Origin of the sequence: Xanthomonas sp. LMC-A-07, assembly GCF_030208825.1 — a bacterium.
GTDB classification, from domain to species: domain Bacteria; phylum Pseudomonadota; class Gammaproteobacteria; order Xanthomonadales; family Xanthomonadaceae; genus Xanthomonas; species Xanthomonas campestris.
Genome location: NZ_JARVTF010000015.1, coordinates 33,165 through 58,000, shown reverse-complemented (window position 1 = coordinate 58,000; position 24,836 = coordinate 33,165). Strand labels below are relative to the sequence as shown.

The 24,836-nt window shown below is 65.2% G+C and carries 23 protein-coding genes, 4 tRNA genes and 1 pseudogene; 25 read left to right on the top strand and 3 right to left on the bottom strand.

Annotated features, from left to right (window positions below; translation table 11 throughout):
* Positions 1–61: 61 nt before the first annotated feature.
* Positions 62–1,156 carry a sn-glycerol-3-phosphate ABC transporter ATP-binding protein UgpC gene (gene ugpC, locus QRM89_RS16705; protein WP_285448518.1) on the top strand — a complete coding sequence of 365 codons (1,095 nt, stop codon included), beginning with the start codon at positions 62–64 and terminating at the stop codon, positions 1,154–1,156.
* Positions 1,157–1,308: 152 nt separating this feature from the next.
* Here the strand turns inward: ugpC and QRM89_RS16700 are convergent, their stop codons facing one another.
* On the bottom strand, positions 1,309–2,181 hold the full coding sequence (locus QRM89_RS16700) for a folate-binding protein (RefSeq protein WP_285448517.1): 873 nt from the start codon (positions 2,179–2,181) through the stop codon (positions 1,309–1,311).
* Between QRM89_RS16700 and QRM89_RS21365 the strand changes: the two genes are divergently transcribed.
* From QRM89_RS21365 to lolD, 10 genes are all read left to right on the top strand, one after another.
* Positions 2,083–2,391, top strand: a complete 309-nt coding sequence (locus QRM89_RS21365; protein WP_308507412.1) for a DUF1674 domain-containing protein — start codon at positions 2,083–2,085, stop codon at positions 2,389–2,391. The two genes, QRM89_RS16700 and QRM89_RS21365, sit on opposite strands and share 99 nt — an antisense overlap.
* Positions 2,392–2,447: 56 nt before the next feature.
* Complete coding sequence (gene sdhC, locus QRM89_RS16690; protein ID WP_011037283.1) at positions 2,448–2,843, top strand: succinate dehydrogenase, cytochrome b556 subunit; 396 nt, start codon at positions 2,448–2,450, stop codon at positions 2,841–2,843.
* Positions 2,840–3,226, top strand: coding sequence for a succinate dehydrogenase, hydrophobic membrane anchor protein (gene sdhD, locus QRM89_RS16685; RefSeq protein WP_014507844.1), 387 nt, complete (start codon positions 2,840–2,842; stop codon positions 3,224–3,226). The genes sdhC and sdhD overlap by 4 nt, the downstream gene beginning before the upstream one ends.
* Positions 3,227–3,256: 30 nt before the next feature.
* Positions 3,257–5,047, top strand: a complete 1,791-nt coding sequence (gene sdhA, locus QRM89_RS16680) for a succinate dehydrogenase flavoprotein subunit (RefSeq protein ID WP_012438231.1) — start codon at positions 3,257–3,259, stop codon at positions 5,045–5,047.
* A 12-nt stretch (positions 5,048–5,059) separates the two neighbouring features.
* On the top strand, positions 5,060–5,263 hold the full coding sequence (locus QRM89_RS16675) for a hypothetical protein (RefSeq protein WP_285448524.1): 204 nt from the start codon (positions 5,060–5,062) through the stop codon (positions 5,261–5,263).
* A 16-nt stretch (positions 5,264–5,279) separates the two neighbouring features.
* Complete coding sequence (locus tag QRM89_RS16670; protein WP_011037280.1) at positions 5,280–6,062, top strand: succinate dehydrogenase iron-sulfur subunit; 783 nt, start codon at positions 5,280–5,282, stop codon at positions 6,060–6,062.
* Between the two features lie 109 nt (positions 6,063–6,171).
* Positions 6,172–6,420, top strand: a complete 249-nt coding sequence (locus QRM89_RS16665) for a succinate dehydrogenase assembly factor 2 (RefSeq protein ID WP_014507842.1) — start codon at positions 6,172–6,174, stop codon at positions 6,418–6,420.
* Positions 6,371–6,823 (top strand): hypothetical protein, encoded by a 453-nt coding sequence (locus QRM89_RS16660; RefSeq protein ID WP_285448516.1) that lies wholly within the window; start codon positions 6,371–6,373, stop codon positions 6,821–6,823. Before QRM89_RS16665 ends, QRM89_RS16660 begins: the two co-directional genes overlap by 50 nt.
* A 23-nt stretch (positions 6,824–6,846) precedes the next feature.
* Positions 6,847–8,088, top strand: a complete 1,242-nt coding sequence (locus tag QRM89_RS16655) for a lipoprotein-releasing ABC transporter permease subunit (protein ID WP_014507840.1) — start codon at positions 6,847–6,849, stop codon at positions 8,086–8,088.
* Positions 8,081–8,821 carry a lipoprotein-releasing ABC transporter ATP-binding protein LolD gene (gene lolD / locus QRM89_RS16650; RefSeq protein ID WP_161961949.1) on the top strand — a complete coding sequence of 247 codons (741 nt, stop codon included), beginning with the start codon at positions 8,081–8,083 and terminating at the stop codon, positions 8,819–8,821. Before QRM89_RS16655 ends, lolD begins: the two co-directional genes overlap by 8 nt.
* Before the next feature lie 620 nt (positions 8,822–9,441).
* Here the strand turns inward: lolD and QRM89_RS16645 are convergent.
* A complete protein-coding gene (locus tag QRM89_RS16645; protein WP_285448515.1) occupies positions 9,442–10,506 on the bottom strand; it encodes an SDR family oxidoreductase in 1,065 nt (354 codons plus the stop codon).
* 413 nt (positions 10,507–10,919) lie between these two features.
* On the opposite strand from QRM89_RS16645, the pseudogene QRM89_RS16640 reads away from it, so the two are divergent.
* The 14 genes and pseudogenes from QRM89_RS16640 to hemN form a co-directional block, all read left to right on the top strand.
* Positions 10,920–13,445, top strand: a pseudogene (locus tag QRM89_RS16640) (DNA internalization-related competence protein ComEC/Rec2); the annotation flags it as partial.
* Positions 13,339–14,007: a MotA/TolQ/ExbB proton channel family protein gene (locus QRM89_RS16635; RefSeq protein ID WP_042599154.1), complete on the top strand. Its 669-nt coding sequence runs from the start codon at positions 13,339–13,341 to the stop codon at positions 14,005–14,007. The pseudogene QRM89_RS16640 and the gene QRM89_RS16635, both read left to right, overlap by 107 nt.
* A 3-nt stretch (positions 14,008–14,010) precedes the next feature.
* The gene (locus QRM89_RS16630) at positions 14,011–14,448 is read left to right on the top strand and encodes a biopolymer transporter ExbD (RefSeq protein ID WP_019237622.1); all 438 of its coding nucleotides are present in this window, start codon (positions 14,011–14,013) and stop codon (positions 14,446–14,448) included.
* Complete coding sequence (gene msbA, locus QRM89_RS16625) at positions 14,445–16,214, top strand: lipid A export permease/ATP-binding protein MsbA (protein ID WP_114998716.1); 1,770 nt, start codon at positions 14,445–14,447, stop codon at positions 16,212–16,214. Before QRM89_RS16630 ends, msbA begins: the two co-directional genes overlap by 4 nt.
* Positions 16,211–17,266, top strand: a complete 1,056-nt coding sequence (gene lpxK / locus QRM89_RS16620) for a tetraacyldisaccharide 4'-kinase (protein ID WP_285448513.1) — start codon at positions 16,211–16,213, stop codon at positions 17,264–17,266. Before msbA ends, lpxK begins: the two co-directional genes overlap by 4 nt.
* A gap of 80 nt (positions 17,267–17,346) precedes the next feature.
* Complete coding sequence (gene kdsB / locus QRM89_RS16615; protein WP_014507831.1) at positions 17,347–18,156, top strand: 3-deoxy-manno-octulosonate cytidylyltransferase; 810 nt, start codon at positions 17,347–17,349, stop codon at positions 18,154–18,156.
* Entirely contained in the window at positions 18,153–18,617 is a 465-nt protein-coding gene (locus QRM89_RS16610; RefSeq protein ID WP_012438238.1) for a low molecular weight protein-tyrosine-phosphatase, read from the top strand. Before kdsB ends, QRM89_RS16610 begins: the two co-directional genes overlap by 4 nt.
* Before the next feature lie 23 nt (positions 18,618–18,640).
* Positions 18,641–20,059 (top strand): hypothetical protein, encoded by a 1,419-nt coding sequence (locus QRM89_RS16605; protein ID WP_161960860.1) that lies wholly within the window; start codon positions 18,641–18,643, stop codon positions 20,057–20,059.
* Positions 20,056–21,912 (top strand): excinuclease ABC subunit UvrC, encoded by a 1,857-nt coding sequence (gene uvrC, locus QRM89_RS16600; protein WP_285448512.1) that lies wholly within the window; start codon positions 20,056–20,058, stop codon positions 21,910–21,912. Before QRM89_RS16605 ends, uvrC begins: the two co-directional genes overlap by 4 nt.
* Positions 21,912–22,544, top strand: coding sequence for a CDP-diacylglycerol--glycerol-3-phosphate 3-phosphatidyltransferase (gene pgsA, locus QRM89_RS16595; RefSeq protein WP_011037265.1), 633 nt, complete (start codon positions 21,912–21,914; stop codon positions 22,542–22,544). The genes uvrC and pgsA overlap by 1 nt, the downstream gene beginning before the upstream one ends.
* Positions 22,545–22,580: 36 nt before the next feature.
* Positions 22,581–22,656 (top strand) — tRNA-Gly (locus QRM89_RS16590).
* Between the two features lie 69 nt (positions 22,657–22,725).
* Positions 22,726–22,799, top strand: a tRNA-Cys gene (locus tag QRM89_RS16585).
* A gap of 80 nt (positions 22,800–22,879) precedes the next feature.
* Positions 22,880–22,955: transfer RNA gene (locus tag QRM89_RS16580), tRNA-Gly, on the top strand.
* A gap of 300 nt (positions 22,956–23,255) precedes the next feature.
* Positions 23,256–24,668, top strand: a complete 1,413-nt coding sequence (gene hemN / locus QRM89_RS16575) for an oxygen-independent coproporphyrinogen III oxidase (protein ID WP_285448511.1) — start codon at positions 23,256–23,258, stop codon at positions 24,666–24,668.
* 18 nt (positions 24,669–24,686) lie between these two features.
* Here the strand turns inward: hemN and QRM89_RS16570 are convergent.
* Positions 24,687–24,770 (bottom strand) — tRNA-Leu (locus QRM89_RS16570).
* Between the last annotated feature and the right edge of the window lie 66 nt (positions 24,771–24,836).

Genomic DNA, 24,836 nt, shown 5'->3' with positions numbered 1-24,836 from the left:
TGGCGTCACTACCATCGGGAGGGCCGAGGGTGGGGCGCACCACTCCTGTTGAGGCCGAAAGATGGCGAAAGTGCAGTTGGAAGGTGTCCGCAAGGTCTACGAGAACGGGCAGGTTGCCGTGCAAGGGGCCAGCTTCGAAGTCGCCGATGGCGAGCTGATGGTGCTGGTCGGGCCGTCCGGCTGCGGCAAGTCCACCTTGCTGCGCATGATCGCCGGGCTGGAGGACATCAGTGCGGGCACGCTGCGCATCGGCGACCGCGTGGTCAACGACGTGGCGCCGAAGGATCGCGACATCGCCATGGTGTTCCAGAGCTACGCGTTGTACCCGCACATGACCGTGGCCGAAAACCTGGCGTTCGGGCTCAAGCTGCGCGGCCATCCCAAGCAGGTGATTGCCGAGCGGGTGAACAATGCGGCCGAGTTGCTGGGCCTGACGCCCATGCTCGACAAGCTGCCCAAGGCGATGTCCGGTGGCCAGCGCCAGCGCGTGGCGCTGGGGCGCGCAATGGTGCGCGAGTCGGCAGTGTTCCTGCTCGATGAGCCGTTGTCGAACCTGGATGCAAAGCTGCGCCACAGCGTACGCACCGAGATCGCGCAGCTGCATCGCAAGCTCGGCACCACCATGATCTACGTCACCCACGACCAGGTCGAAGCGATGACCCTGGGCCAGCGCATCGTGGTGCTCAAGGATGGCGTAATTCAGCAGATCGACAGCCCGATGGCGCTGTACGAGCGCCCGGCCAACCTGTTCGTGGCCGGCTTCCTCGGCAGCCCGGCAATGAACGTGCTGCAGGGGCGGCTGGATGCCCAGGACGGCCTGCATCTGGTGATGGCAAATGGCTGGCGCGTGCCGCTGGGCGCGGCGCAGATCGATCAGCGCTGGCTGGGCCAGGAGGTCGTGGTGGGCGTGCGTCCCGAGCACCTGCAGCCGTCAGCCGACGCGCAGTTGGGATTCGATGCACGTATCGATGTCATCGAACCGGTAGGCAACGAGATCTTCCTCAATCTCGACCGCGGCGGGCAGCCGCTGGTGATCCGCGTCACCCCGCAGGCGTTGCCGGCGGTGGGCGAGTCGCTGCGTCTGGCCTTGCGCAGCGAAGCTCTGCATTTCTTCGACCCGGCCAGCGGCGAACGCCTGACGACTTCGGCCTCGTGACACTGCGCGAGTGCGCTGCCGGCCTCGCGAAGAGGTCGGCAGACGCTGCGCATGCATTGACTCGCTGGATGCCCGCGAACGGCAGTCCGCCGCGTGCATGCCAGTGGCTGCGGCGAAACGTCGCACCAGCCTGTGGAGTAGAATCGCTGCCCTCAGCGCCCCAGCCCGGGCAGGATCTGCAGCGGTCGGGCAGGGGAGGTGCCGGCGCTCAGCGTCATGCCTTCCCCAATTGCCAGCTCCAGCGGCAGCACCGCTAGCGCCACGTTCTCGGCGCAACTGACCACACTGCCCACCTCAGCGCCGTCCAGGCGCACCGCATCGCCCGGCGCAACCGCAGCGTCGGTTTCAAGCAAATGCACTGCGCGTTTGGCCTTGCCCAGAAAATGCGTGCGCGCCACGATTTCCTGGCCCGGGTAACAGCCCTTTTTGACGCTGAACGCATGCAGCTGGTCCAACGCCAGCTGTTGCGGCGTCCACTGTTCGCGCTGCGCATCAAGCAGCCGCACCAGTCCCAGCTGCAGGTCTGCGCGACGCCATGCGCCATCCATGTTCGGCAGTTCGATAGGCGCTGCCAATGTGTCCGGCGCACACAACACCAGCGTGCGCGGCAAGGCAGCGCTGCCCATGTCCAGTTCGATCGCATCCACACCCACGTCGGCATGTGCCGCCTGTGCGCGAGCGGGTGCGGCGAACGCGCCCTGCGCGGCCAGCGCAATGGCGGTGATGCGCAGCTTGCGCCGGAACACGAAACGGCCGAGCTGCGCGGCGATCTCGGCCGCGTTGCCATCGGGCAACAGCATCAGCAATTGCGCATCCTCATCACGCAAGAGTGCGAAGATGGCGATCACGCGCCCCTTCGCTGTCAGCCACGCATTCCATTGCCATTGCCCAATCGCCAACGCTTGCACGTCATTGGCAAATTGGGCATGCGCGAACGCCACTGCATCCGAACCGCTCAAGCGGACGTATTGCATGTCGTGCAGGGAGCCAAAACCCTGTGGAATAAGATTCAGGTTGTCAGCCATGGAAGGGGAGGACTAAAATCGCAATGTTGTGAGACCACTATGATAGGCCATCCAACCCCCACCCCAGCGCAGGATTCCGAGACGCAGCCTTCTCCTCAGGAGCACATTCCCGAGAAGAAACCCCTGCCCAAGGAGATTGGTGGGCGCGACGGCCCTGAGCCAACGCGCTACGGCGACTGGGAAAAAAATGGACGCTGCATCGATTTTTGAGCAGCTTTTAGCCACAGCGGCCTAGTGCCGCCCAGCCGAGAAAACGAGCCCAGCGAATGGCGACCCGCGAACGTCCACTTTCCCCGCATCTTCAGGTGTATCGCTGGCAGATACAGATGGTGACCTCGATCCTGAATCGAGCCACCGGCATTGTTCTGTCCATCGGCGCCCTGGTGATTGCCGCCGCCTTGCTGACCCTCATGCTTGGCCCCGACCACTGGAATTGCTTCCGCGACATGGCAGCAGCCTGGTATGGACAGGTGTTCCTGTTCGGCTGGACCTGGTGCTTTGCCTTCCACCTGTTTGGTGGCCTGCGCCACATCCTGCAGGACTTCGGCCAGGGCTATGCCGTGCGCTCGTTCGTCAGCATCGGCTGGTTGTCGGTGATTTTGAGCTTCGTGCTGACCGCCGCCATCTGGGCGTACGTGCTGCTGTCCGGAGGTGCCGTATGAGCCGCTATAGAACCCCGTTGAAAAACGTGCGTGGCCTGGGCGCCGCCAAGACCGGCACCGAGCATTTCGTGGTGCAGCGCCTGACCGCCACCGCGCTGGTGCCGCTGTCGATCTGGTTCCTGATCTTCGTGTTGAGCCTGATCGGTGCCGACCACGCAGCGGCGAGCGCCGCGGTTGCCAAGCCGTGGAACGCGATCCTGCTGGTGGGCTTCCTCATTGCCTCGTTCTGGCATGCGCAGCTCGGCATGCAGGTGGTGCTGGAGGATTACGTGCACAACTCGCTGCTCGCCCTTGCGGCGCAGACCCTCGTGCGCTTTGTCGCCGTTCTCGGTGCCATCGTCAGCGTGTTTGCCGTGGCGCGTATCGCGCTAGGCATCGCCTGAGCCAGCGACCCAACAGGAATCCATAATTCGATGTCCGCTTACAAGATTACAGAACACAAGTACGACATGGTCGTGGTGGGCGCCGGCGGCGCCGGCTTGCGCGCGACCTTCGGCCTGGCCCAGAAGGGCCTGCAGACCGTCTGCCTGACCAAGGTCTTCCCGACCCGTTCGCACACCGTGGCCGCGCAGGGTGGTATTTCCGCCGCGCTGGGCAACATGGGTGAAGACGACTGGCGGTATCACTTCTACGACACCATCAAGGGCTCCGATTGGCTGGGCGACCAGGACGCGATCGAGTACATGTGCCGTGAGGCGATCCCGGCCATCATCGAGCTCGAGCACTACGGTGTGCCGTTCTCGCGCACCGAAGAGGGCAAGATCTACCAGCGCCCGTTCGGCGGCATGACCACCAAATACGGCGAAGGTCCGTCTGCGCAGCGCACTTGCGCCGCCGCCGACCGCACCGGTCACGCAATGCTGCATACGCTGTACCAGCAGTCGCTGGCGCACAACGCGCGCTTCATGATCGAGTACTTCGCGCTCGACCTGATTTTCGACGAAGAAGGCGTGTGCCGCGGCGTGCTCGCGCTGGACATGGCCGAAGGTTCGCTGCACCTGTTCCGCGCCCACGGCGTGGTGCTGGCCACCGGCGGCTACGGCCGTGCCTACTTCAGCGCCACCTCTGCCCACACCTGTACCGGTGACGGCGGCGGCCTGGTGATGCGTGCCGGCTTGCCGATGCAGGACATGGAGTTCGTGCAATTCCATCCCACCGGTATCTACGGTGCGGGCTGCCTGATCACCGAAGGCGTGCGTGGCGAAGGCGGCATCCTGCGCAACAGCAACGGCGAGCGCTTCATGGAGCGCTATGCACCGCACTACAAGGATCTGGCCTCGCGCGATGTGGTGTCGCGTTCGATGACCATCGAGATCCGCGAAGGCCGTGGCGTTGGCGAGCACAAGGACCACATCCTGCTCGACCTGACTCACCTTGGCCCGGAAGTGATCAACGACAAGCTCCCCGGCATTGCCGAGAGCGCGCACATCTTCGCCGGTGTGGACGTGGCCAAGCAGCCAATCCCGGTGCTGCCGACGGTGCACTACAACATGGGCGGCATCCCAACCAACTACCACGGTGAAGTCGTGCGCAAGCAGGGCGACAACCCGGATGCGGTAGTGCCCGGTTTGTATGCGATCGGCGAAGCGGCTTGCGTGTCGGTGCATGGCGCCAACCGTCTGGGCTCCAACTCGCTGCTGGATCTGGTGGTGTTCGGGCGTGCGGTGGCCAACCGCTGCGCGGAGACCGTCAAGACCAACCAGCCGCACAAGCCGCTGCCGTCCGATGCCTGCGACAAGGCGCTGGGCCTGCTGGACAAGTTGCGTCATGCCAATGGCTCCACGCCGACCTCGGTGATCCGCGACAACATGCAGCGCACCATGCAGTCGGACGCAGCGGTGTTCCGGACCAGCAAGACGCTGAAGGAAGGCGTCGACAAGATGGCCGAGATCTTCGCCACCTTCGAGGACGTCAAGGTATCGGACCGCTCGCTGGTCTGGAATTCGGACCTGATCGAGACCTACGAGTTGAACAATCTGCTGCTCAATGCAGTGGCGACGATCAACTCGGCCGAGCAGCGCAAGGAAAGCCGTGGCGCGCACGCGCACGAGGATTTCCCGGACCGCGACGACGTCAACTGGCAGAAGCACACGCTGGTCACCGTGGACGACAAGGGCCAGTGCGACTTCGAATACCGCCCGGTCCACATGTACACGCTGAGCAAGGAAGTGGACGTGGTTCCGCCGAAGCCGCGCGTCTACTGAGTGCCGATGCAGATGCCGCATTTCGTTCCTGCATCGCACCTGCCGTCCGGCCCTGAAGGGCAGGGCGGCAGCGTGGCGCCACAGTGCGAACGCGGCATGACACACGCGCAGAGCCGGCAGTCCGCCGGTCGCTGCACTCCCGCATCGGTGGTGGCATCCATCGTCTTCAATTTCATGCGCACGCTGCGGTCTCCCATCGCACCGCGCATCGCCTGAGCCAACGAGAGCAGCTATGGCAGAGTTCACCCTCCCCAAGAATTCAAAGATCGGCAAGGGCAAGCATTACCCTGCACAAGGCGCCAAGAACAAGCGCACCTTCAAGGTCTACCGCTGGGATCCGGATGGCGACGCCAATCCGCGCACCGACAGCTACGAAATCGATCTGGACAAGTGCGGGCCGATGGTCCTGGACGCGCTGATCAAGATCAAGAACGAGATCGACCCGACCCTGACCTTCCGCCGTTCGTGCCGCGAAGGCATCTGCGGGTCGTGCGCGATGAACATCGACGGCACCAATACGCTGGCCTGCACCAAGGCGATTGCCGCGTGTGGCAAGGCCGAGGTGCCGATCTATCCGCTGCCGCATATGAGCGTGATCAAGGATCTCGTGCCGGACCTGACGCATTTCTATGCGCAGTACGCCTCGATCAAACCGTGGATCCGTACCCAGACCCCGCCGCCGCCGGACCGCGAGCGTCTGCAGTCGCCGGAAGACCGCAAGAAGCTCGACGGCCTGTACGAATGCATCCTTTGCGCATGCTGCTCCACCAGCTGCCCGAGCTACTGGTGGAATGGCGAGCGTTACCTGGGCCCGGCGATCCTGCTGCAGGCCTACCGCTGGATCATCGACTCGCGCGATGAAGACACCGGTGCACGCCTGGACGATCTGGAAGATCCGTTCAAGCTGTATCGCTGCCACACCATCATGAATTGCGCCCGGACCTGCCCGAAGGGCCTGAACCCGGCGCTGGCCATTGCCGAGATCAAGAAGTTGATGATGGCGCGCCGCGCCTGATCCTGGCGCTGATGTCCTGCTCAGGCAGGACGTCGCCACAGCGGCACCGGCCCTCAGGTCTGGTGCCGCTGTCGTTTTCGGCCCGCTAAAACGCGGGGTGGAGAAAGAGATGGATGAAGACACACTGCTGAAAAAACTGCGCTGGCGTTGCCGGCGTGGCATGCGCGAGCTGGACCAATTGTTCGGCCGGTATCTGGACCGCCGATGGGCGCAGGCCCCTGCGGCCGAGCGCGCGGTTTTCCTACAGCTGCTGGATTGCGAAGACGATAAGTTGTGGCGCTGGTTCATGGGATACGAGGCTTGCCCCGATGCCGACAACGCCGCCCTCATCGCCGATATCCGCGCCATGCCGGCTTGACTGGCGCCCCTCGCGCGGGCTCGCCTGCGCGTTGAGCCTGATCACCGTTGCCGCACTGTGGGCCGTTTGGCGGTCCGGCGTGCAGGTCTGGCTGGCCGTGGGCTTGTCTGCGTATGTTGGAGTGATCGGCATGCGTGCGGTGTGGTTGCTGTTGCGCTCGCCAGTGCGGCAACTCGTTGTGCCGTGGACGGATGCGGCCGCCAGCGTGGATGGAGAACGCGTGGATGCGCTTCAGGTAACGTGGCGCGGGCCGATGGCGGTGGTGTCGTGGGCGCATCCGGGAGGCCGCCGCGTGCGGCTGCATTTCTGGCCGGACACGCTGCCAACCGCGCAGCGACGTGAACTGCGTCTGGCCGCTCAGGCCCGTGCCATTTCGTCCCGGCGGTCGCTAGTGGCACCATAGCGTCCCTTTCCTGGTTGAACCGCATGTTCAAACCTATCCCGGTTGCCATCGGCTTGCGCTATCTCCGCGCCAAGCGACGCAATGGCTTCATCTCGTTTATTTCGATGGCGTCGATCCTCGGCATTGCCCTGGGCGTGACGGTGCTCATCACCACGCTGGCGGTGATGAGCGGTTTCCAGAAGGAAATCCGCGACCGCCTGCTGCAGATGGCCGCCCATGCCACGGTCAGCGCCGAAGGCGCGCCGATGCAGGATTGGCGCCACGCGGTCGAAGTGGCCAGCGCGGACCCGCGCATTGCCGGTGCCGCGCCCTATATCGAAACCGAATCGCTGTTGCAGGGCCCGCGCAAGCAACCGGCAATCGTGCGCGGCGTGATTCCGTCCGAAGAAGCCAAGGTCTCGGTGTTGGCCAAGAAGATGCAGCAAGGCTCGGTCGACAGCCTGACGCCGGGCTCCTACAACATCGTCATCGGCAAGGAGTTGGCGCTGTGGCTGGGTGTGGATGTCGGCGACAGCATCGTGGTGCTGCTCAGCGATACCCAGGCAACCCCGTTGGGCGCGATGCCACGGCTCAAGCGCTTCACCGTCAGCGGCATCTTTGAGGCCGGCTACAACGAGATCGATCGTGGCCTGGCCGTGGTGAACATGGAGGATCTGGCACGCGTGTTGCGCATGGACGGCGTCACCGGCGTGCGTCTGCGACTGCACGACATGGATCAGGCGTTTACGGTGGCGCGCGATCTGGCCTTGAAACTGCGCGGGCCGTATCGCGTGAGCGACTGGACCCAGGAAAACGCCAACCTCTATCACTCGTTGAAGATGGAAAAGACGGTGATGGGCATCCTGCTGTCGCTGATTGTGGCGATGGGCGCCTTCAACCTGGTGTCTTCGCAGGTGATGCTGGTGACCGACAAGCAGGCCGATATCGCGATCCTGCGCACGCTCGGGCTCTCGCCTGGCGGGGTGATGCAGGTGTTCATGGTGCAGGGCTCGTTGATCGGCTTCATGGGCACGATCATGGGCGTGATCGGCGGCATCGTGCTGACGCTCAACCTGGAGCGCATCCTGGGTGCCATCGAGGCGGTGTTCAGCGTCAAATTGCTGCCCGAAGACGTGTATTACATCACCGGCTTGCCGACCGACATGCAGACGCAGGATGTTGTGGTGATCACCGTGGTCGCTCTGGTCATGAGCTTCTTGGCCACCTTGTACCCGGCATGGCGCGCCTCGCGCACCCAGCCCGCGGAGGCGCTGCGTTATGAGTAATGTTCCAGAGTCCGTGCTTGGAAAGACGCAGGCAGACCAGAGCGCGGCGGTGATTCGCGCCGAACGGCTGGGCAAGACCTACGCCGAAGGCAAGATGCGTACGCCGGTGTTCGATGGCCTGGATCTGTCGGTGGCGACCGGCGAAACCGTGGCGATCGTAGGCGCGTCGGGTGCAGGCAAGAGCACCTTGTTGCACTTGCTCGGTGGGCTCGATATTCCGACCTCCGGCGAGGTGTATGTCGCGGGTCGGCGCATGTCTGCGCTGTCCGATGGCGAGCGCGGCAAGCTGCGTAACCGCTCGCTCGGTTTCGTGTATCAGTTCCATCATCTGTTGCCGGAATTCACTGCGCTGGAAAACGTCATGATGCCGGTGCTGTTGTCCGGGCAGGACGTGGCGATCGCGCGCGGGCAGGCACTGCAGTTGCTTGAATCGGTCGGCCTGGGGCACCGGGTGGAGCACAAGCCCAGCGAATTGTCCGGTGGCGAGCGTCAGCGCTGTGCGGTGGCGCGGGCGTTGGTGAACAAGCCCGGCTGCGTGCTCGGCGATGAGCCCACCGGCAATCTCGACGACAAGACGGCTGGCACCGTGTTCGAGCTGATGCTGGAACTCAATCGCGCCCAGCGCACGAGCCTGGTGCTGGTGACGCACGATCGTAGCCTGGCGCGACGTCTGGACCGCGTTCTTGAATTGCACCAAGGCAAGTTGCGCGAACTGGCGCCTTCGGCGGTGTGAGGTCTCTTGCCGAGTTCGGTGCAAAGAGGGTGCCGAACAATGTGGTGGTACGCAGGCTGGCAAGATGGGGCGCAGGCACTCTTGCAGTCATTGCGAGAAAGGACGCGGCTCATTGCCACCGTGGGAGCGCGCTTGCGCGCGATGTGGATTTCCCGGTCACGCCTCATCGCGCGCAAGCGCGCTCCTACAAAATCGGAGCGATCACAGTACCGGCGTACTGCGCGCGTCGGCTCCGCTTTGCGTTGAGCTCGAAGTTTGAGCGCATCGAACGATGCGCCTACGTGGCTGAACTACTCCCTCGACAACGCGTTGAGGTAGACATCATTGCCGCCAGGATGGGAATGGGCGGCGCGGTTGGTGATGTCTGTTGTGCTGCATCGTGGGCTGCCTGATCGCACTGTAATTCGGCAGGCGTTGTGCGGGTTACGTTGCTCGAACACTTAGCACTTGGCACTTAGCCACCCAAACCCAGCGCCGAGCACGAAGCACTCAGCGCCAACCAATAATCGCCAAGCACATGCGACGGTGTTGTCGCCATGCACGTCCGGCCACAAGCGTGTAACCGGACGTCTAGCCTTCCAATGCGTCCAGGCCTCTAAGCAGCCGGGAGCGGTTCGTCGTCAGGGAATGATTCGCTGCGCGCGCAGCCGGGTGAACAGTTCCAGGAATGCGGCACGGCTGTCGTAGAAATCCAGAAAGCCCAGTTCGCGGCTCTTGGTCATGTCGTTGACGCATTCGATCTCGCGGCCGAGGTCGGCATCGGTATGCCACCACGAGGCGAGACGGTTGACGTCCCGCTCCACCAGGCCATGCTTTGCGGCCAATTCCGCCCATTGCGCCGGTGCGGTGTCGCTTAGGCGTACCTCCAGCGGTTCGGGCGTCTGCGGGCAGGGCGCCGCTTCCAGGCCGAAGAAGTTCGCAATCTCGCCCCACATCCAGCGCCAGCGAAAGACATCGCCATTGACGGTGTTGAAGGCCTGGTTACGCGCTGCCGGGCTCAGGCCGGCCCACGCCAGTTGCCGACCGAGCAGGCCTGCATCGGTCACATCGGTGAGGCTGTTCCATTGTGCCTGCGAGCCGGGGAACACGAACGGTTGCCCGGTGTGTTTGCACAGCGAGGCGTACACCGCCAGGGTCACGCCCATGTTCATCGCGTTGCTGCCGTTGGCAATGCCAACCATGGTGTGCGAGCGGTGCACGCTCCAGCCGAAACCGTGCTGTTCGGCATGCTGGAACAGTAGATCTTCGAGGGTGTAATAGAAGTTCTCGCCGGGCTGGCGCGGCTCGCTTTCGCGGAACGGGGTTTCCGCCTTGCCACTGCCGTAGTTCTCGAAAGCACCCAGGTAGTGCTTGGTGCCGGTGACCAGCGCCATGTGCTGAAGCGGCGCCTCGCTCAAGCCATCGCACAGGTGTCGCATCATCGCGCCGTTGGCTTCGACGTTCTCGCGCTCGGTATCGCGGCGCGTCCAGGTGCAGAAGAACACGTGCGTGATCGGTAGCCCCTGCAGCGCAGTTTTGGTTGCCTCCGCATCGAGCAGATCGGCCGCTACCGGGATCACGCCTTCGTGCGACAGCGGGCGGCGCGCCAGGCCATAGACGGTCCAGCCGTCGGCGAGCAACACATTGGCGAGGTTGTAGCCGGAGATGCCGGTCACGCCGACGATCAGTGCAGTACCTTTACGCATGGGGGAACTCCTCGAAAAACAGCGTCCACCATAGCGATGCGGCCATGAAATCAGGGCGAACGCAGGCTTGATTTCACTACGAAATGAAGCGCGTTTGTAGAACGGATCATTGCTGTGCCGCGTTTGTGCGCAGTGTGCCGCGTGGCCGGTTTCAGCGCGTGTGGACGGTCGAGGTGCCAGCGGCGGCAGCGTGACGCGGATTGATCGCTGGAAGCATCCGCGGTCCTGCTCACCTGCGCTCGGCCGCGTGCATCGGTTCAAATGCGGAAGCGGTGGTCGTGATGCAGCGCTTCGAGCGGTTGCTTTGCCTGCAAGCTCTCGCGCCATCTCCCTACCCGGCAACACGCTGAACGCTGCTGCCCGTCGTGGCAGACGATCGTTACGTTGAGCGATGGATCGGCAGCGCGCGGGCAATGGACATGAACGATGCAACGCACGCGGTGAGGCCGCTCGCTGGCGCCACCGTTGCGGTCGCAGCCGCGTTATTGCTGGGCGTTGTGGCATGTGCCTGGTCACCGGCGGTGCTGCCGCGCACTGTCTACGGTAGTTGCCTTCTCACCGGCGCGGTCGGCCTTGCGGCGCTGCGCTGGTGGCCGCGGCGCTGGTTGTTGCTGAGCGCGGTGTGCGTGGCTGGATTTGGGCTGATGGGCTGGCAAGCGGCTGGAGTGCTGCGGGCGCAGCTACTGCCGGCCGATGAAGCGCGCGAATGGGTGGTGCAGGGCAGGGTGATGGGCCTGCCTATCGCCGAGCCACGCCGCACGCGTTTCCAGTTGCGTCTGGCTGATGATCCTGCGCAGCCGCAAGCGCTGCGTGGCGCACTCCTGCAGGTGAGCTGGTACGACGACTTTGGTGCAGACACCATCGGCCCACGCGCCGCGTTGACGGCCGGCGCCACCTGGCAGCTGCGCCTGAAGCTGCGTGCGCCGCGCGGTCTGCGCAATCCGGGTGGGTTCGACGCCGAGCGACAGGCGCTGGCGCAAGGCATTGCTGTAACCGGCTATGTGCGCATGCCCGCTGCGGCCAGACAGGTGGCGCCGGCCAGTGGCGTGGATGCATGGCGCGAGCGCATGTCAGCGCGCATCGCGCACACCATCTCCGGGCCGGCGTCGCCTTACTTGCGTGCCTTGGCCTTGGGCGACACCCGCGGGCTCGACGATGCCGCGTGGGCGACCTTGCGTGCGACCGGGCTGAGTCACCTGATTGCGATCTCCGGCTTCCATGTTGGCCTGGTCGCCGCGTTCTGCGCGCTGCTGATCACTGGGGTGTGGCGCCTCTTGCCTGGCCTGGGAACGCGCGTGCCACGGCTGCATGCCGCTGCGGTGGCGGCGTTGCTCGGCGCCTCCTGCTATGCAGTGCTCGCCGGCCTTGCGCTACCAACGGTGCGCACGGTGTTGATGATCGCGGTGGTGGCGCTGGCCCGTGTGCTGCGTCGCCGCGCCAGCACCGCGCATATCCTCGCGCTGGCGATGTTGGCGGTGCTGCTGTGGGACCCGTTGAGCGTGCTGGTGGCCGGCTTCTGGCTCAGCTTCGCCGGGGTTGCGTGGCTGGTGTGGTGCCTGCCGGCTGACGATCGTTCGATGCTGCGCGGATTTCTGTCGGCGCAGGCGGTGGCGACCATTGGCCTGTTGCCGCTGACGGTCAGCCTATTCGGGCAGGCGTCGCTGGTTGGGCCGCTGGCCAATCTGGTTGCGATCCCGTGGTGGACCTTCGTGGTGGTGCCGCTGGCCTTGCTTGGCACCGCGCTGGAAGCGGCCTGGCAGGGTGCGGGCGTCTGGGCCTGGCAACTGGCCGGCTGGTGTTTCGAGCTGACCTGGCCTGCATTCGTCTGGCTTGGGCGCACCCAGGTGGCGTTGTGGTGGGTGCCCGAATCCGACGCCATTGCGCTCGTCGCCGCGCTGGTCGGCGCATTCTGGCTGCTGATGCCTCGGGGAACGCCGGCCAAATCAGTGGCGTTGCTGTTGTGGCTGCCGCTGCTGTGGCCGGACCGTGCCCTGCCCGAAGCCGGCGAGGCTGATCTGCAGGTGCTCGATGTCGGGCAGGGCCTGGCAGTGCTGGTGCGGACCCAGCGGCACGCCTTGCTGTTCGATACCGGCCCGGCGGTCCGCGATGGATTCGACGCCGGCGAGCGGGTGGTGCTGCCGGCATTGCGGGCGTTGGGGCTCCGGCGGCTGGACGCCATCGTGCTCAGCCACGCCGATGCCGATCACGCCGGCGGCTACGCTGCGGTGCGCGCCGGATTGCCGGTGGCCGATACCTTCGCGCCACCTGGCGCGCCGCTGGATGTGCGCCGCCGCTGCCAGGCCGGGCAGCGCTGGGAGTGGGAGGGCGTCCGGTTCCGTTTCCTGCATCCCACTGCGGGCTTTCCCTACCTGCGCAACCAGTCCAGCTGCGTGCTGCTGGTGGAGACGCGCTACGGGCGTGCGCTGCTGCCAGGCGACATCGACAGCATCGTCGAACACCGCCTGCTGCATGCAGGGCAATCGCAGCTGCGCGCCGATGTGGTGGTGGTGCCGCATCACGGCAGCGCCGATGGCTCGCATGCCGGCTTCGTGGCGGCCACCGCGGCGCGGCTTGCGCTGGTGTCCTCCGGGCATGGCAATCGTTTCGGCCACCCACGCGCAGACACCGTGCAGCGCTGGCAGGGCGCCGGTGCCGAGGTGCTGGATACCGCCGAGACCGGTGCGGTGCGGGTCTGGCTGGGCCGCGGGGGGCTGCAGGTCCGCGAGCGTCGCCGCTGGCAGCCACGGCTCTGGGATGCTGCGGAACGGCGGCGGTCGGCTGCTATCCTATCGGCCAGCGAATAGGCGGCCGCGTTGCCGGAGGAATCGAATCGTGTTGGAGCTGGTCAAGGCAGGCGGTTGGCCGATGGTGCCGTTGCTGTTGTTGGGCGTGATCGCGCTGGCGATCGTGCTGGAACGTCTGTGGACCCTGCGCCGCAACGAGGTGAGTCCGCCGGGTCTGGGCGAGGAAGTCCGCAACTGGGCCGCGCGGGGCAAGCTGGACCCCACCCATATCGAGTCGCTGCGCCGCAATTCGCCGCTGGGCGCCTTGCTGGCAGCCGCGCTGGATGTGCGTGGGCGTAGCCGTGACCTGATTCGTGAGCGCATCGAAGACACCGGCCGCCATGTGGTGCATCGCATGGAGCGCTATCTGAATGCATTGGGCACGATCGCCTCGGCGGGGCCGCTGCTCGGCCTGCTGGGCACCGTGGTCGGCATGATCCAGATGTTTCTGGGCATTCTCGATCACGGCGTGGGTGACGTGAACCAGCTGGCCGGCGGTATCGGCAAGGCGCTGGTGTGCACGGCGACCGGTATGATCATCGCGGTGCCATCGTTGATGGCGCACCGGTTTTTCAAGGGGCGTATTGCTGGCTACATCATCGAGATGGAGCAGGAAGCGACCTTGCTGCTGGACACGATGGAAGGCCGCCCCGTGCCAGGCGGCACCGCAGCTGCGGCGCCCGTGCCGGCCGGCAACCCCGCCATGGCGAAGGGCTGACGGATGCGCATCGGCAGTGACCGAAGCCAGGACGAGCCACAGATCGACCTGGTGCCATTGATTGACGTCATCCTCGTCCTCATCATTTTCTTCGTGGTAACAACGACCTTCGACGCCCGCTCCACGCTGCAACTGCAGTTGCCCACTGCCAGCGACCAGAACACCAGCGCGCCGCCGCGTTCGCTGAGCGTGCTGGTCAATGCCGATGGACGCTATTTCATCAACGACCAGGAAGTGCTGCGGTCGGATGTGGATTCGCTCAAGCAGACCATCGCCCAGGTTGCCGGCGATGACCGCGAGCAGACCGTGCTGATGCGTGCCGACGCGCGCACGCCGTATCAAGCTGTGGTGACAGCGCAGGACGCGCTGGGCCAACTCGGTTTCCGCCGCATCGCCATTGCGACAGCGCCGGAAGCGGGCAAGAACGGAACGCGGCAGTGAAGACCATCAACGAGAACGTGCCGCAGGTGTCGTCCTGGCAGACCTATCGGCGTCTGCTGGCATTCGCAAAACCGTACCGGCTGCTGTTGGTGGCCGCGTTGATCGCCGCATTGATCGAGGCCGCCGGGACCACCGGCTTTCTGGCCTTGATGAAGCCGATCACCGACGAGACCTTCATCTACAAGAACGCCGAAGTCAGCCGCTGGCTACCGGTGCAGATCATCCTGTTGTTCGTGATCCGCGGTGCGGCCGGTTACATCACCGATATGGCGATGGGCAAGTCTGCGCGCAGCATCGCGCGCGATCTGCGCGTCAAGGTCATGTCCAAGTATCTGCGCCTGCCGGGCTCGCGCTTCGACTCCGAACCGGTGCCCTCGATGCTGATCCGCCTGGGTTCGGACTCGGATCAGGTCGCGCAGGCCGCTGTGGATGCCGTGAAGGTGATGATCCAGCAGTCGCTGCAGGTGATCGGCGCGTTGGCGCTGATGCTGTGGCATAGCTGGCAGGTCACGCTCACCATTCTGGTGCTGGCGCCGGTGCTTGCCTGGGTGATGGACAAGGTGGCGCGCCGTTATCGGCGGATCAGTCACAGCATCCAGGAGAGTGGCGCGCATCTGTTGCAGGCCGCCGACCAGACCTTGTCCAGCCACCAGGAAGTCAAGATCTACGGCGCGCAGCAGAGCGAGATGGAGCGCTACTCGGGCCTGGCCGACCGCAATCTCCGGCTGGCCATGAAGGTCGAATCCACGCGCGGCATTTCCACCGCCACCGTGCAGATGATCGGCGCGATCGGTCTGTCCGCGCTGTTGTTCGTGGCTGGCGCGCAGGCATTGGCCGGGCGCCTGACGGCTGGCGATTTCGTGGTGTTGATGACCTCGATGCTGACGATCATTCCGGGCCTCAAGCAGCTCACCAATGTGCAGAACATGGTGCAGCGCGGCCTGGCGTCTGCCGAACGCCTGTTTTCGGTGCTGGACAGCCCTGACGAGCCCGACCAGGGCCAGGTGCCGCTGACGCGCGCCAAGGGTTTGATCGAATTCCGCGATGTCACCGCACGCTATCCGGGGCAGGCCAATCCTGCGTTGGCCGATGTCAGCTTCGTGGCACAGCCGGGCACCGTCACGGCGATCGTCGGCCGCTCCGGCAGCGGCAAATCCAGCCTGATCAAGCTGATTCCACGCTTTTACGAGGCCGAGTCCGGGCAGATCCTGCTCGACGGTCACCCTGTGCAGGCCTATGCATTGGCCGATCTGCGCCGCCAGATTGCCCTGGTTGGCCAACAGGTGATGCTGTTCGACGGCAGCATCGCCGAGAACGTGGCGTACGGCGAAATGCGCCAGTGCGATGCCGGGCAACTGGAGCGCGCCATCCAGGGCGCGAATGCGATGGAGTTTGTCGCGCAGCTGCCGGAGGGCCTGCAGTCGCACGTGGGTACCAAGGGCGGGCGCCTGTCCGGCGGCCAGCGTCAACGTCTGGCGATCGCACGCGCGATGCTCAAGGACGCGCCCATCCTGATCCTGGACGAGGCGACCGCTGCACTCGACAACGAATCCGAGCGGCTGGTGCAGGACGCCTTGCACAAGTTGATGCCGGACCGCACCACCTTGGTGATCGCGCACCGGCTGTCGACGATCGAGCATGCCGACCAGGTGCTGGTGATGGACCAGGGCCGCATCGTCGAGCGTGGTACGCATCAGGAACTGCTCGCGCTGGGCGGGCTGTACTCGCATCTGCACGGCATGCAGTTTCGCGAACGTCAGGCATGAGCAAGCGCGGCGCCCGCACGCCGGGCTACTGGTATGACAACACGCCCATCCCGCTGCCGGCCCGCATGCTTGCGCCGGTGTATGGCGCGGTCACCGCCGTGCGCCGCAGCCTGTATCGGCGCGGCTGGTTGAAGCGCCATGGCGTGCCGGTCCCGGTGGTGGTGATCGGCAACGTCACCGCTGGCGGCACCGGCAAGACGCCACTCACCATTACTCTGGTCAGCCGGCTGCAGCAGGCCGGCTGGACCCCGGGTGTCGCCAGCCGTGGTTATGGCCGCGATGACGCCGGGACTGCGCGCTGGGTCGATGCGGACACGCCAGTAGCACTCGGCGGCGACGAACCGGTGCTGATCGCCTGGAAAACCGGAGCGCGCGTGCGCGTGGACACTGATCGTCTGGCCGCGGCGCGTGCCCTGGTCGAGGCCGGCTGCGACATCATCGTGTGCGACGACGGGCTGCAGCATTACCGGCTGGCACGCGATGTCGAAATTGAAGTCGTCGATGGCCAGCGCCGTTATGGCAACGGACGCATGCTGCCCGCCGGGCCATTGCGCGAACCCGCAGCGCGTGCGCGCGAGTGCGATTTCCGCGTGGTGAATCTGGGCCAGGGCAGCGATGCAGTGGTACCGGCGGTCGCCACGCCAGTGGCCGATACCGATGCCGGGTTCGGCGAATGGCAGATGCGTCTGAGCATCGACAGCGTGCAGCCCATGGATGGCAAACGTGCACGGCCACTTGCCTCGCTGGCTGGGCAACGCGTGCATGCCGTGGCCGGGATTGCGCACCCGGAGCGGTTTTTCGCGATGCTGCGCGCACGCGGCATCGGCGTGGTGCCGCATGCGTTTCCCGATCATCATGTGTACCGCGCGCAGGACTTCAGCTTCGGCAGCCGCCTGCCGGTGCTGATGACCGAAAAGGACGCGGTGAAGTGCCGGCCCTTCGCCGACGAGTGGCTGTACAGCGTGCCGCTGAGGGCGGAGCTGCCGGCGGCCTTCTGGGTGAGTCTGCTCGATCGCCTGGACAAACTGGCCAGCCGCCATTCCGATGCCTGACGGCGTCGGCCGCGCCTCGGCAGCAGCGAGATAACCGCCGGTCGATGCAGCCTCCATCCTTTCCAACCAGCGAGGACACCGTGCAACCAGTTTCTGCAGCGTCTCCCATCGCGTCGGACGACGCGTCCAGCGCCTTCGTGGTGGCCGTCCCGGCGCGCTATGCCTCCACCAGGTTGCCCGGCAAGCCGCTGCAGCTGATCGGCGATCGCCCCATGATCCAGCACGTGGCCGAGCGTGCGCTGGCAGCCGGTGCTCGCGAGGTCTGGGTAGCCACCGACGACGCGCGCATTGCCGAGGCCATCCAGGGCCTGGCCGGCGTGCGTGTGGCGATGACCAGCAGCGTGCATCTGTCCGGCACCGACCGGCTGGCCGAGTGCGCGCGGATTGCCGGCTGGGATGCGGCTACCTGCGTGGTGAACCTGCAGGGCGACGAACCGTTCGCACCGGCTGCCGGCATTCGTGCAGTGGCCCAGGTGCTGCAACGCTCCGGCGCGGAGATGGCCACGCTCGCCGCGCCGGTGGACAGCGCACACGACCTGTTCGATCCCAATGTGGTGAAGCTGGTGCGCAACGCCCATGGCGATGCGTTGTACTTCAGCCGTGCGCCGATTCCGTGGCATCGCGACAGTTTTGCTAGCCAGCGCGATGCGGTACCGGCCGGCAATCACTGGCTGCGGCATATCGGCATCTACGCCTACCGCGCCGGGTTTCTGCAGCAGTTCGCAGCCATGCCGCCGGGCACGCTGGAGCGCATCGAATCGCTGGAGCAGTTGCGTGTGCTGGAAGCCGGCTACCGCATCGCGGTGGCGCTGACGCCTGAGCAGTTCCCACCCGGCATCGATACGCCGGAAGACCTGCAGCGCGCGCAAGCGCAATTGGCGTCTGCATGAGGCTGTTGGTCGTCTGCCTGGGCAATATCTGTCGCTCGCCGATGGGCGAGGGCGCCTTGCGCGCGCGTCTGGACGCCTCGCCGCTGGCACGCCGTGTGGAAGTGGATTCGGCCGGCACCGGCGATTGGCATGCCGGTGAACCACCGGACGCCCGTGCCATCCGCTGCGCACGCGGTCACGACGTGGACATCTCCGGATTGCGCGCGCGTCAGGTGCAGCTGGCCGATTTCGAACGCTTCGATTGGCTGCTGTGTGCGGACGCCAGCAATCTGCGCGATCTGCAGCGGCTTGCACCCGCATCGCTGCGCGACAAGGTTGCGCTGTGGTTGCCGTGGGCCGGCGTGGACGAGCGCAGCGATATCCCCGACCCGTACACCGGCGGCAAGCAGGAGTTCGAACTGGCCTGGCGGCTGGTCGATACCGCCGCGCGCCAGACCGTGGCCAGACTCACCCGCGGCTGACCGGGCTTGGGCATAATCACGGCATGACTGCCCAGCTCACCCAGGAACTGCCGGAATTTCCCACCTGGCTCAACGCCAGGCCCTCCACCTTGCAGGAGCATCGCGGCCGCGCGCTCGTGCTGGCGTTCGTCAATGCCAGCTCGGTGTGGTGCGCGGAGCGGCTGGCCGAGCTTGCGCATTGGCAGGCGCGCAGCCCCGGCCGGCTGCAGGTGATCGTGGTGCAGGTGCCGCGCTTCGATAGCGAACGCATGCCGCAGCGCTCGCTCAAGCAGTTGCGCGGGCATGGCGTCAGTGCGCCGATCCTGCTCGACAAGGACTGGGAAACCTGGCGCCGTTTCGGGATCGAATCCTGGCCCACCCTGGTGTTGCTCGACGCCTATGGCCGCGAGCGGCAGCGGCTGGTCGGCGTCACCGGCGATCTCGACAAGGCACTGGCCGCGTTGTGCGAAGGCCAGCAGCCGCCATCCGATGCCGATCTGCACGGTGTGGCTGAGCGCGACCCTGAGCCGCGCCTGGCGTTGCGCTTCCCCACCGGCCTGGCGGCGACCGAAGACCGGCTGTATATCGCCGACACCGGGCACCACCGCATCCTCGAATGCACCCACAGCGGCCGCGTGCTGCGTCAGTTCGGCCACGGCAATGCCGACCTCATCGATGGCGGCGTGGGCGAAGCGGCATTTCGACGCCCGCAGGGCCTGGCGCTTGAGCGCGAAGAACTCTATGTGGCGGATACGGGCAACCACGCCTTGCGGCGGATCAACCTGCGCAGCGGCCAGGTCGACACCTTGTGCGGCACCGGGCGCAGCGGCGAACCGATCGAAGGCCCGCTCGCCAGTGCGGGCGCGTCGCCGCTGAACTACCCGCAAGGACTTGCGGTTGCCGATAACCAGCTGCTGATCGCGATGGCCGGCGACAACCGCATCTGGAGCTATCACCTGGGCCGCGCCGCGCTGACCGCGCGCGCCGGCACCGGCTCCCTTGAAATCCGCGACGGCAGCGGCCATCTCGCTGCTTTCGCACAGCCGGCAGGCCTGGCTGCGGTCCAGCAGGTGGCTTACGTCTGCGATGGGCTGGGGTCGTCGATCCGCACCATGCAATTGCGTGGCGACCTGGTGCAGACCCTGGTTGGTGGGCAGGGCACCTGGCAGTTCGGTGAAGACGATGGCCCACGTAGCACTGCACGCCTGCAGTTTCCGCAGGCAATCGCGCTGGCCGCCGATTCGCCGATGCTGTGGGTGGCCGACACCGGCAATGGTCGGCTGCGCTGCCTGCGCCTGGGCGGCGGCGAGCTGACCACGGTCGCCCTGCCGCGGCGCCTACATGGCCCGGCAGGGCTGGCCGTTGCCGGCGGCGCGGTGTGGATCGCCGAAACCGACGCGCACGCCGTGCTGCGTTACGACCTGGCAACAGGCGCATTGAGTGATGTTTCGATAGACGAATGAGCGCAAGGCCACAAGCTGATTTCGATGGGAAGGCCTTCGCCGCCCGCCTGAGCACCGCACCCGGTGTCTACCGCATGTACGCGGCCGACGACAGCCTGCTGTATGTCGGCAAGGCCGGCGCGTTGCGCAAGCGCGTGGGCAGCTATTTCAACGGCACACCCAAGAACGCACGCCTGACTTCGATGCTGTCGCAGGTCGCGCGCATGGACGTGACCGTCACCCGTAGCGAGGCCGAAGCGCTGCTGCTGGAAAACCAGCTGATCAAGTCGTTGTCGCCGCGCTACAACGTGTCCCTGCGCGACGACAAAAGCTATCCCTACGTGTTGCTGACCCGCGAAGACTGGCCGCGCATTGCGCTGCACCGTGGCCCGCGCGCGGTGAACGGGCGCTACTTCGGCCCGTATGCCGGCGTCACCGCCGTACGCGAAACGCTCAACCTGATGCACAAATTGTTCAAGCTGCGCAGCTGCGAGGACAGCGTGTTCCGCAATCGCTCGCGGCCGTGCCTGCAGTACCAGATCGGGCGCTGCAGTGCGCCGTGCGTGGATCTGGTGGCGGCGCAGGACTACGAAGAAGCCGTGCGCCGCGCCACCATGTTCCTGGAAGGCAAGAGCGACCAGCTCGGCGAAGAAATCATGCACTCGATGCAGCAGGCCAGCGAGGCGCTCGAATTCGAGCGTGCCGCCCGTCTGCGCGATCTGCTCTCCTCGCTGCGCAGCATGCAGAACCGCCAGTACGTGGACGGGCGCGCCGCCGATCTGGACGTGCTGGCGTGCGCCACACAGTCCAGCCAGGCTTGCGTGCTGCTGCTCAGTTTCCGCGACGGGCGCAACCTGGGCACGCGTTCGTTCTTTCCCAAGACCAACGGCGAAGACAGCGCCGAGGAGATCCTGGCCGCGTTCGTGTCGCAGTACTACGCCGAACATGCACCGCCGCGCGAAATCCTGCTGGACCGCGAGATCCCCGACGCCGAGCTGATCGAGGCAGCATTGAGTGCCGCAGCCGAACACAAGGTTGCGCTGAAGTGGAGCGTGCGTGGCGAACGCGCCGGCTACCTGTTGCTGGCCAGCCGCAACGCACAGCTGACCCTGGTCACCGAACTCACCAGCCAGAGCGCGCAGCACGCGCGCAGCGAAGCCTTGCGCGAAATGCTTGGCCTGGCCGAGCAGGTCAAGCGTGTGGAATGCTTCGACATCAGCCACACCATGGGCGAAGCCACGGTGGCCTCGTGCGTGGTCTTCGATGCCAGCGGCCCGGTGCGCGGGCAGTACCGGCGCTTCAACATTTCCGGCATCACCCCCGGCGACGACTACGCCGCCATGCGCCAGGCGATCGAGCGCCGGTTCCGTCGCGCGGTGGAAGAAAACGGCGTGCTGCCCGACGTGTTGCTGATCGATGGCGGCGCCGGCCAGTTGGCGCAGGCCCAAGCCGCATTGGCCGACCTAGGCATCGAGAATGTGTTGCTGGTTGGCGTGGCCAAGGGTGAAGAGCGCAGGGCAGGGCACGAAGCGCTGATCCTGGCCGATGGCCGCGAGCTGCGCCCCGGCGCCGCATCGCCCGCACTGCAATTCATTCAGCAGGTTCGCGACGAAGCGCACCGTTTTGCCATCACCGGCCACCGTGGACGCCGCCAGAAAGCACGCATGACCAGCAAGCTGGAAGATATTCCCGGCATCGGGCCACGCCGGCGCGCCAGCCTGCTCAAGCATTTCGGCGGCCTGGTCGGTCTCAAGGCGGCCGGCGAAGCGGAGATTGCGCGGGTGGAGGGGGTCAATGCCGCACTCGCCGCGCGAATCTACGCTAACCTGCACGGGCTGGCGCTCCCCGATGCGGCAGGCGAGTCGAGTCCGTAATGAAGTTGACCATCCCCACGTGGCTGACACTGCTGAGGATCGTGATGATCCCGGTGTTGGTCGTGGTGTTCTACCTGCCGTACAAGTGGACCAATTTCGCCTCGGCCGGTGTGTTTGCCCTGGCCGCGATCACCGACTGGCTGGATGGCTGGGTCGCGCGGCGTTATCACCAGTATTCGGCGTTTGGCGCATTTCTGGACCCGGTGGCCGACAAGCTGATGGTCGCCGTGGCGTTGTTCCTTATCGTGCAAGGGCATCCCACACCGTGGATGGCGTTCTGGGCGGCGGTCATCGTAGGGCGCGAAATCGCGGTGTCTGCATTGCGCGAGTGGATGGCCGAGATCGGCCAGCGTGCCAAGGTGCGCGTGGCGATGATCGGCAAGGTCAAGACCACCGCACAGATGGTTGCGTTGCTCTGTTTGCTGTATTCGGTCACGCCGGGGCAGATGCCCACGCATGAAATCTGGCTGGGCAACCTGATCTTCCAGGCGGGATATTGGACCCTGGCAATCGCCGCATTGCTGACGTTGTGGTCGGGTTTCCAGTATCTGCAGGCCGCATGGCCAAGTTTGCGTGCCGATGAAAAGGCCGCGATTACCAACAAACCGAAAAAAGTCGAAAGCAACAGTTGACAGCTATCCCGTTCACTGTAAAATTTCGCCTCCCAAGCGGGAATAGCTCAGTTGGTAGAGCGCAACCTTGCCAAGGTTGAGGTCGCGAGTTCGAGTCTCGTTTCCCGCTCCAAGATGTAAACGCGGCCCCGTGCGCGGGGTCGTGTTGTTTCAGGGCAGGATGCCTTGGGTTTGATGTTTCGGCCTGGTGGTAGAGTGGTTATGCAGCGGACTGCAAATCCGCGTACGCCGGTTCAATTCCGGCCCAGGCCTCCACATCGTGTGTGTTTTCCCTGCCTCCAACGCGGCGATAGGGCTAGCGCAAAACGGTGACAAGCTGTAGAATATCGCTCCACGCGGGAATAGCTCAGTTGGTAGAGCGCAACCTTGCCAAGGTTGAGGTCGCGAGTTCGAGTCTCGTTTCCCGCTCCAAATTCAAGCCATGGACTTTACAGTCCATGGCTTTTTTATTTGGGTTGCACGTGGCGTGGATGAGCTGCATGTCGTGCAGCGATGGTCGGGCAACTGAATGCTGCGGGATCTAAAATTCACTGCGCCGCCCACTGGCACCGTATGAGCGATGCGCCAGTTGCTGTGCAAGCTGGCTGCACCACACGCTGACAGCGCTGCAGGGCGAATGTGATTTCAGCGGGCGTGCCACTCCCTGCGCCACGTGATGGCAGATTGATTCTGATCAAGGCGCCTCTGTCGCAGGTACGGCACGCTGCGCGCATGGAACCCGATATCGCTGCCGCGCATGCCCGTTGGAACTTCGATCACGCGTTGTTGCAACGCTACGACCGCCCAGGCCCGCGCTACACCTCCTATCCCACCGCGCCGCACTTCCAGCCCGGGTTTGGTGCCACGGAGTTGCAGGCGGCGTTCTTGCGCGCGCAGGAGCAGCGCCCTGGGCGCGCCGTATCGCTGTACGTGCATGTGCCGTTTTGCAGCAGTCCCTGTTTCTACTGCGGCTGCAATCGGATCATCACGCGCGACGCGAGCAAGGGGCAGGCCTATGTCGCGCGGCTGCTCCGCGAGGCGACCAGCGCCGCCGAGCATCTGGAGCGCGGTCGAACGGTCGTGCAGCTGCATCTGGGTGGCGGGACGCCCAATTTTCTCTCGCCTGCGCTGCTGGGCGACTTGCTCGATGGCCTGCGTCGCATCTTTCGTTTCAGTATCGATCCCGGTCGCGACATCTCGATCGAACTGGATCCTCGGGCTGTTCAACCTGACGACATTGCCGCGCTGGCGCAAATCGGATTCACCCGGGTCAGCCTGGGCATCCAGGACTTCGATCCGGACGTGCAGGCAGCGATCAATCGCCATCAGGGCGAGCAGGAGACATTGGAACTCATCGCTGCATGTCGGCAGGCAGGCATCGCCTCGGTGAACGTGGATCTGGTCTACGGTTTGCCGCGGCAGACGCAGGCGGGCTTCGCGCGCACGCTGGACCGCGTATTGGCGGTGCGGCCAGACCGGCTGGCGATCTACGGGTATGCGCACCTGCCGCATGTGTTCAAGGCGCAGCGGCAGATCAATGTGCAGGAGTTGCCTTCCGCGCAAGAGAGGCTGGCGCTGCTCGGGCTCGCCGTACGTACGTTGTCGGCGGCGGGTTACCAGTACATCGGCATGGATCACTTCGCGCTTCCCAGCGAAGACCTGGCGATCGCGCAACGGCGCGGCGATCTGCAGCGCAATTTCATGGGCTACACCACGCATGCCGATACCGATCTGATCGGCTTGGGCGTGAGTGCGATTAGCCATGTTGGCGACAGCTACAGCCAGAATCCACGCGAACTGGCTGCGTGGGAAGCAGCGGTCGATCGCGGTGCCTTGCCCGTGTGCCGCGGGATGCAACTGAGTGCAGACGACCTGCTGCGCGCGGAGGTCATCCAGGCCTTACTGTGCTGCGGACGTGTGGATCTGGCTGCCGTGGCGCAACGCCATCAGTGCGATGCGCGGCAATGCTTCGATGACGCGTTGGCTGCGCTGGAGGTGCTTGCCGCCGATGGCCTGGTGGAGGTGCGCGGCCTGTGCGTTGATGTCACCGCAACAGGGTGGCCGCTGGTCCGCCTGGCTGCCATGTGCTTTGACCGCTATCTGCAACCTGTGGGGCAGGCCGTGCGCTACTCGAAAGCGATCTGATGGAGCGTGCGATAGGTGTGCCCGGGGCGGGGGTCGAACCCGCATAGCCTTGCGGCTGAGGGATTTTAAGTCCCTTGCGTCTACCAATTTCGCCACCCGGGCAGACCGATAGCGTGCCTGATTGCGGGGCGATTGTGAATCTCCATCGCGTGCAGAGCGGCTGACCGG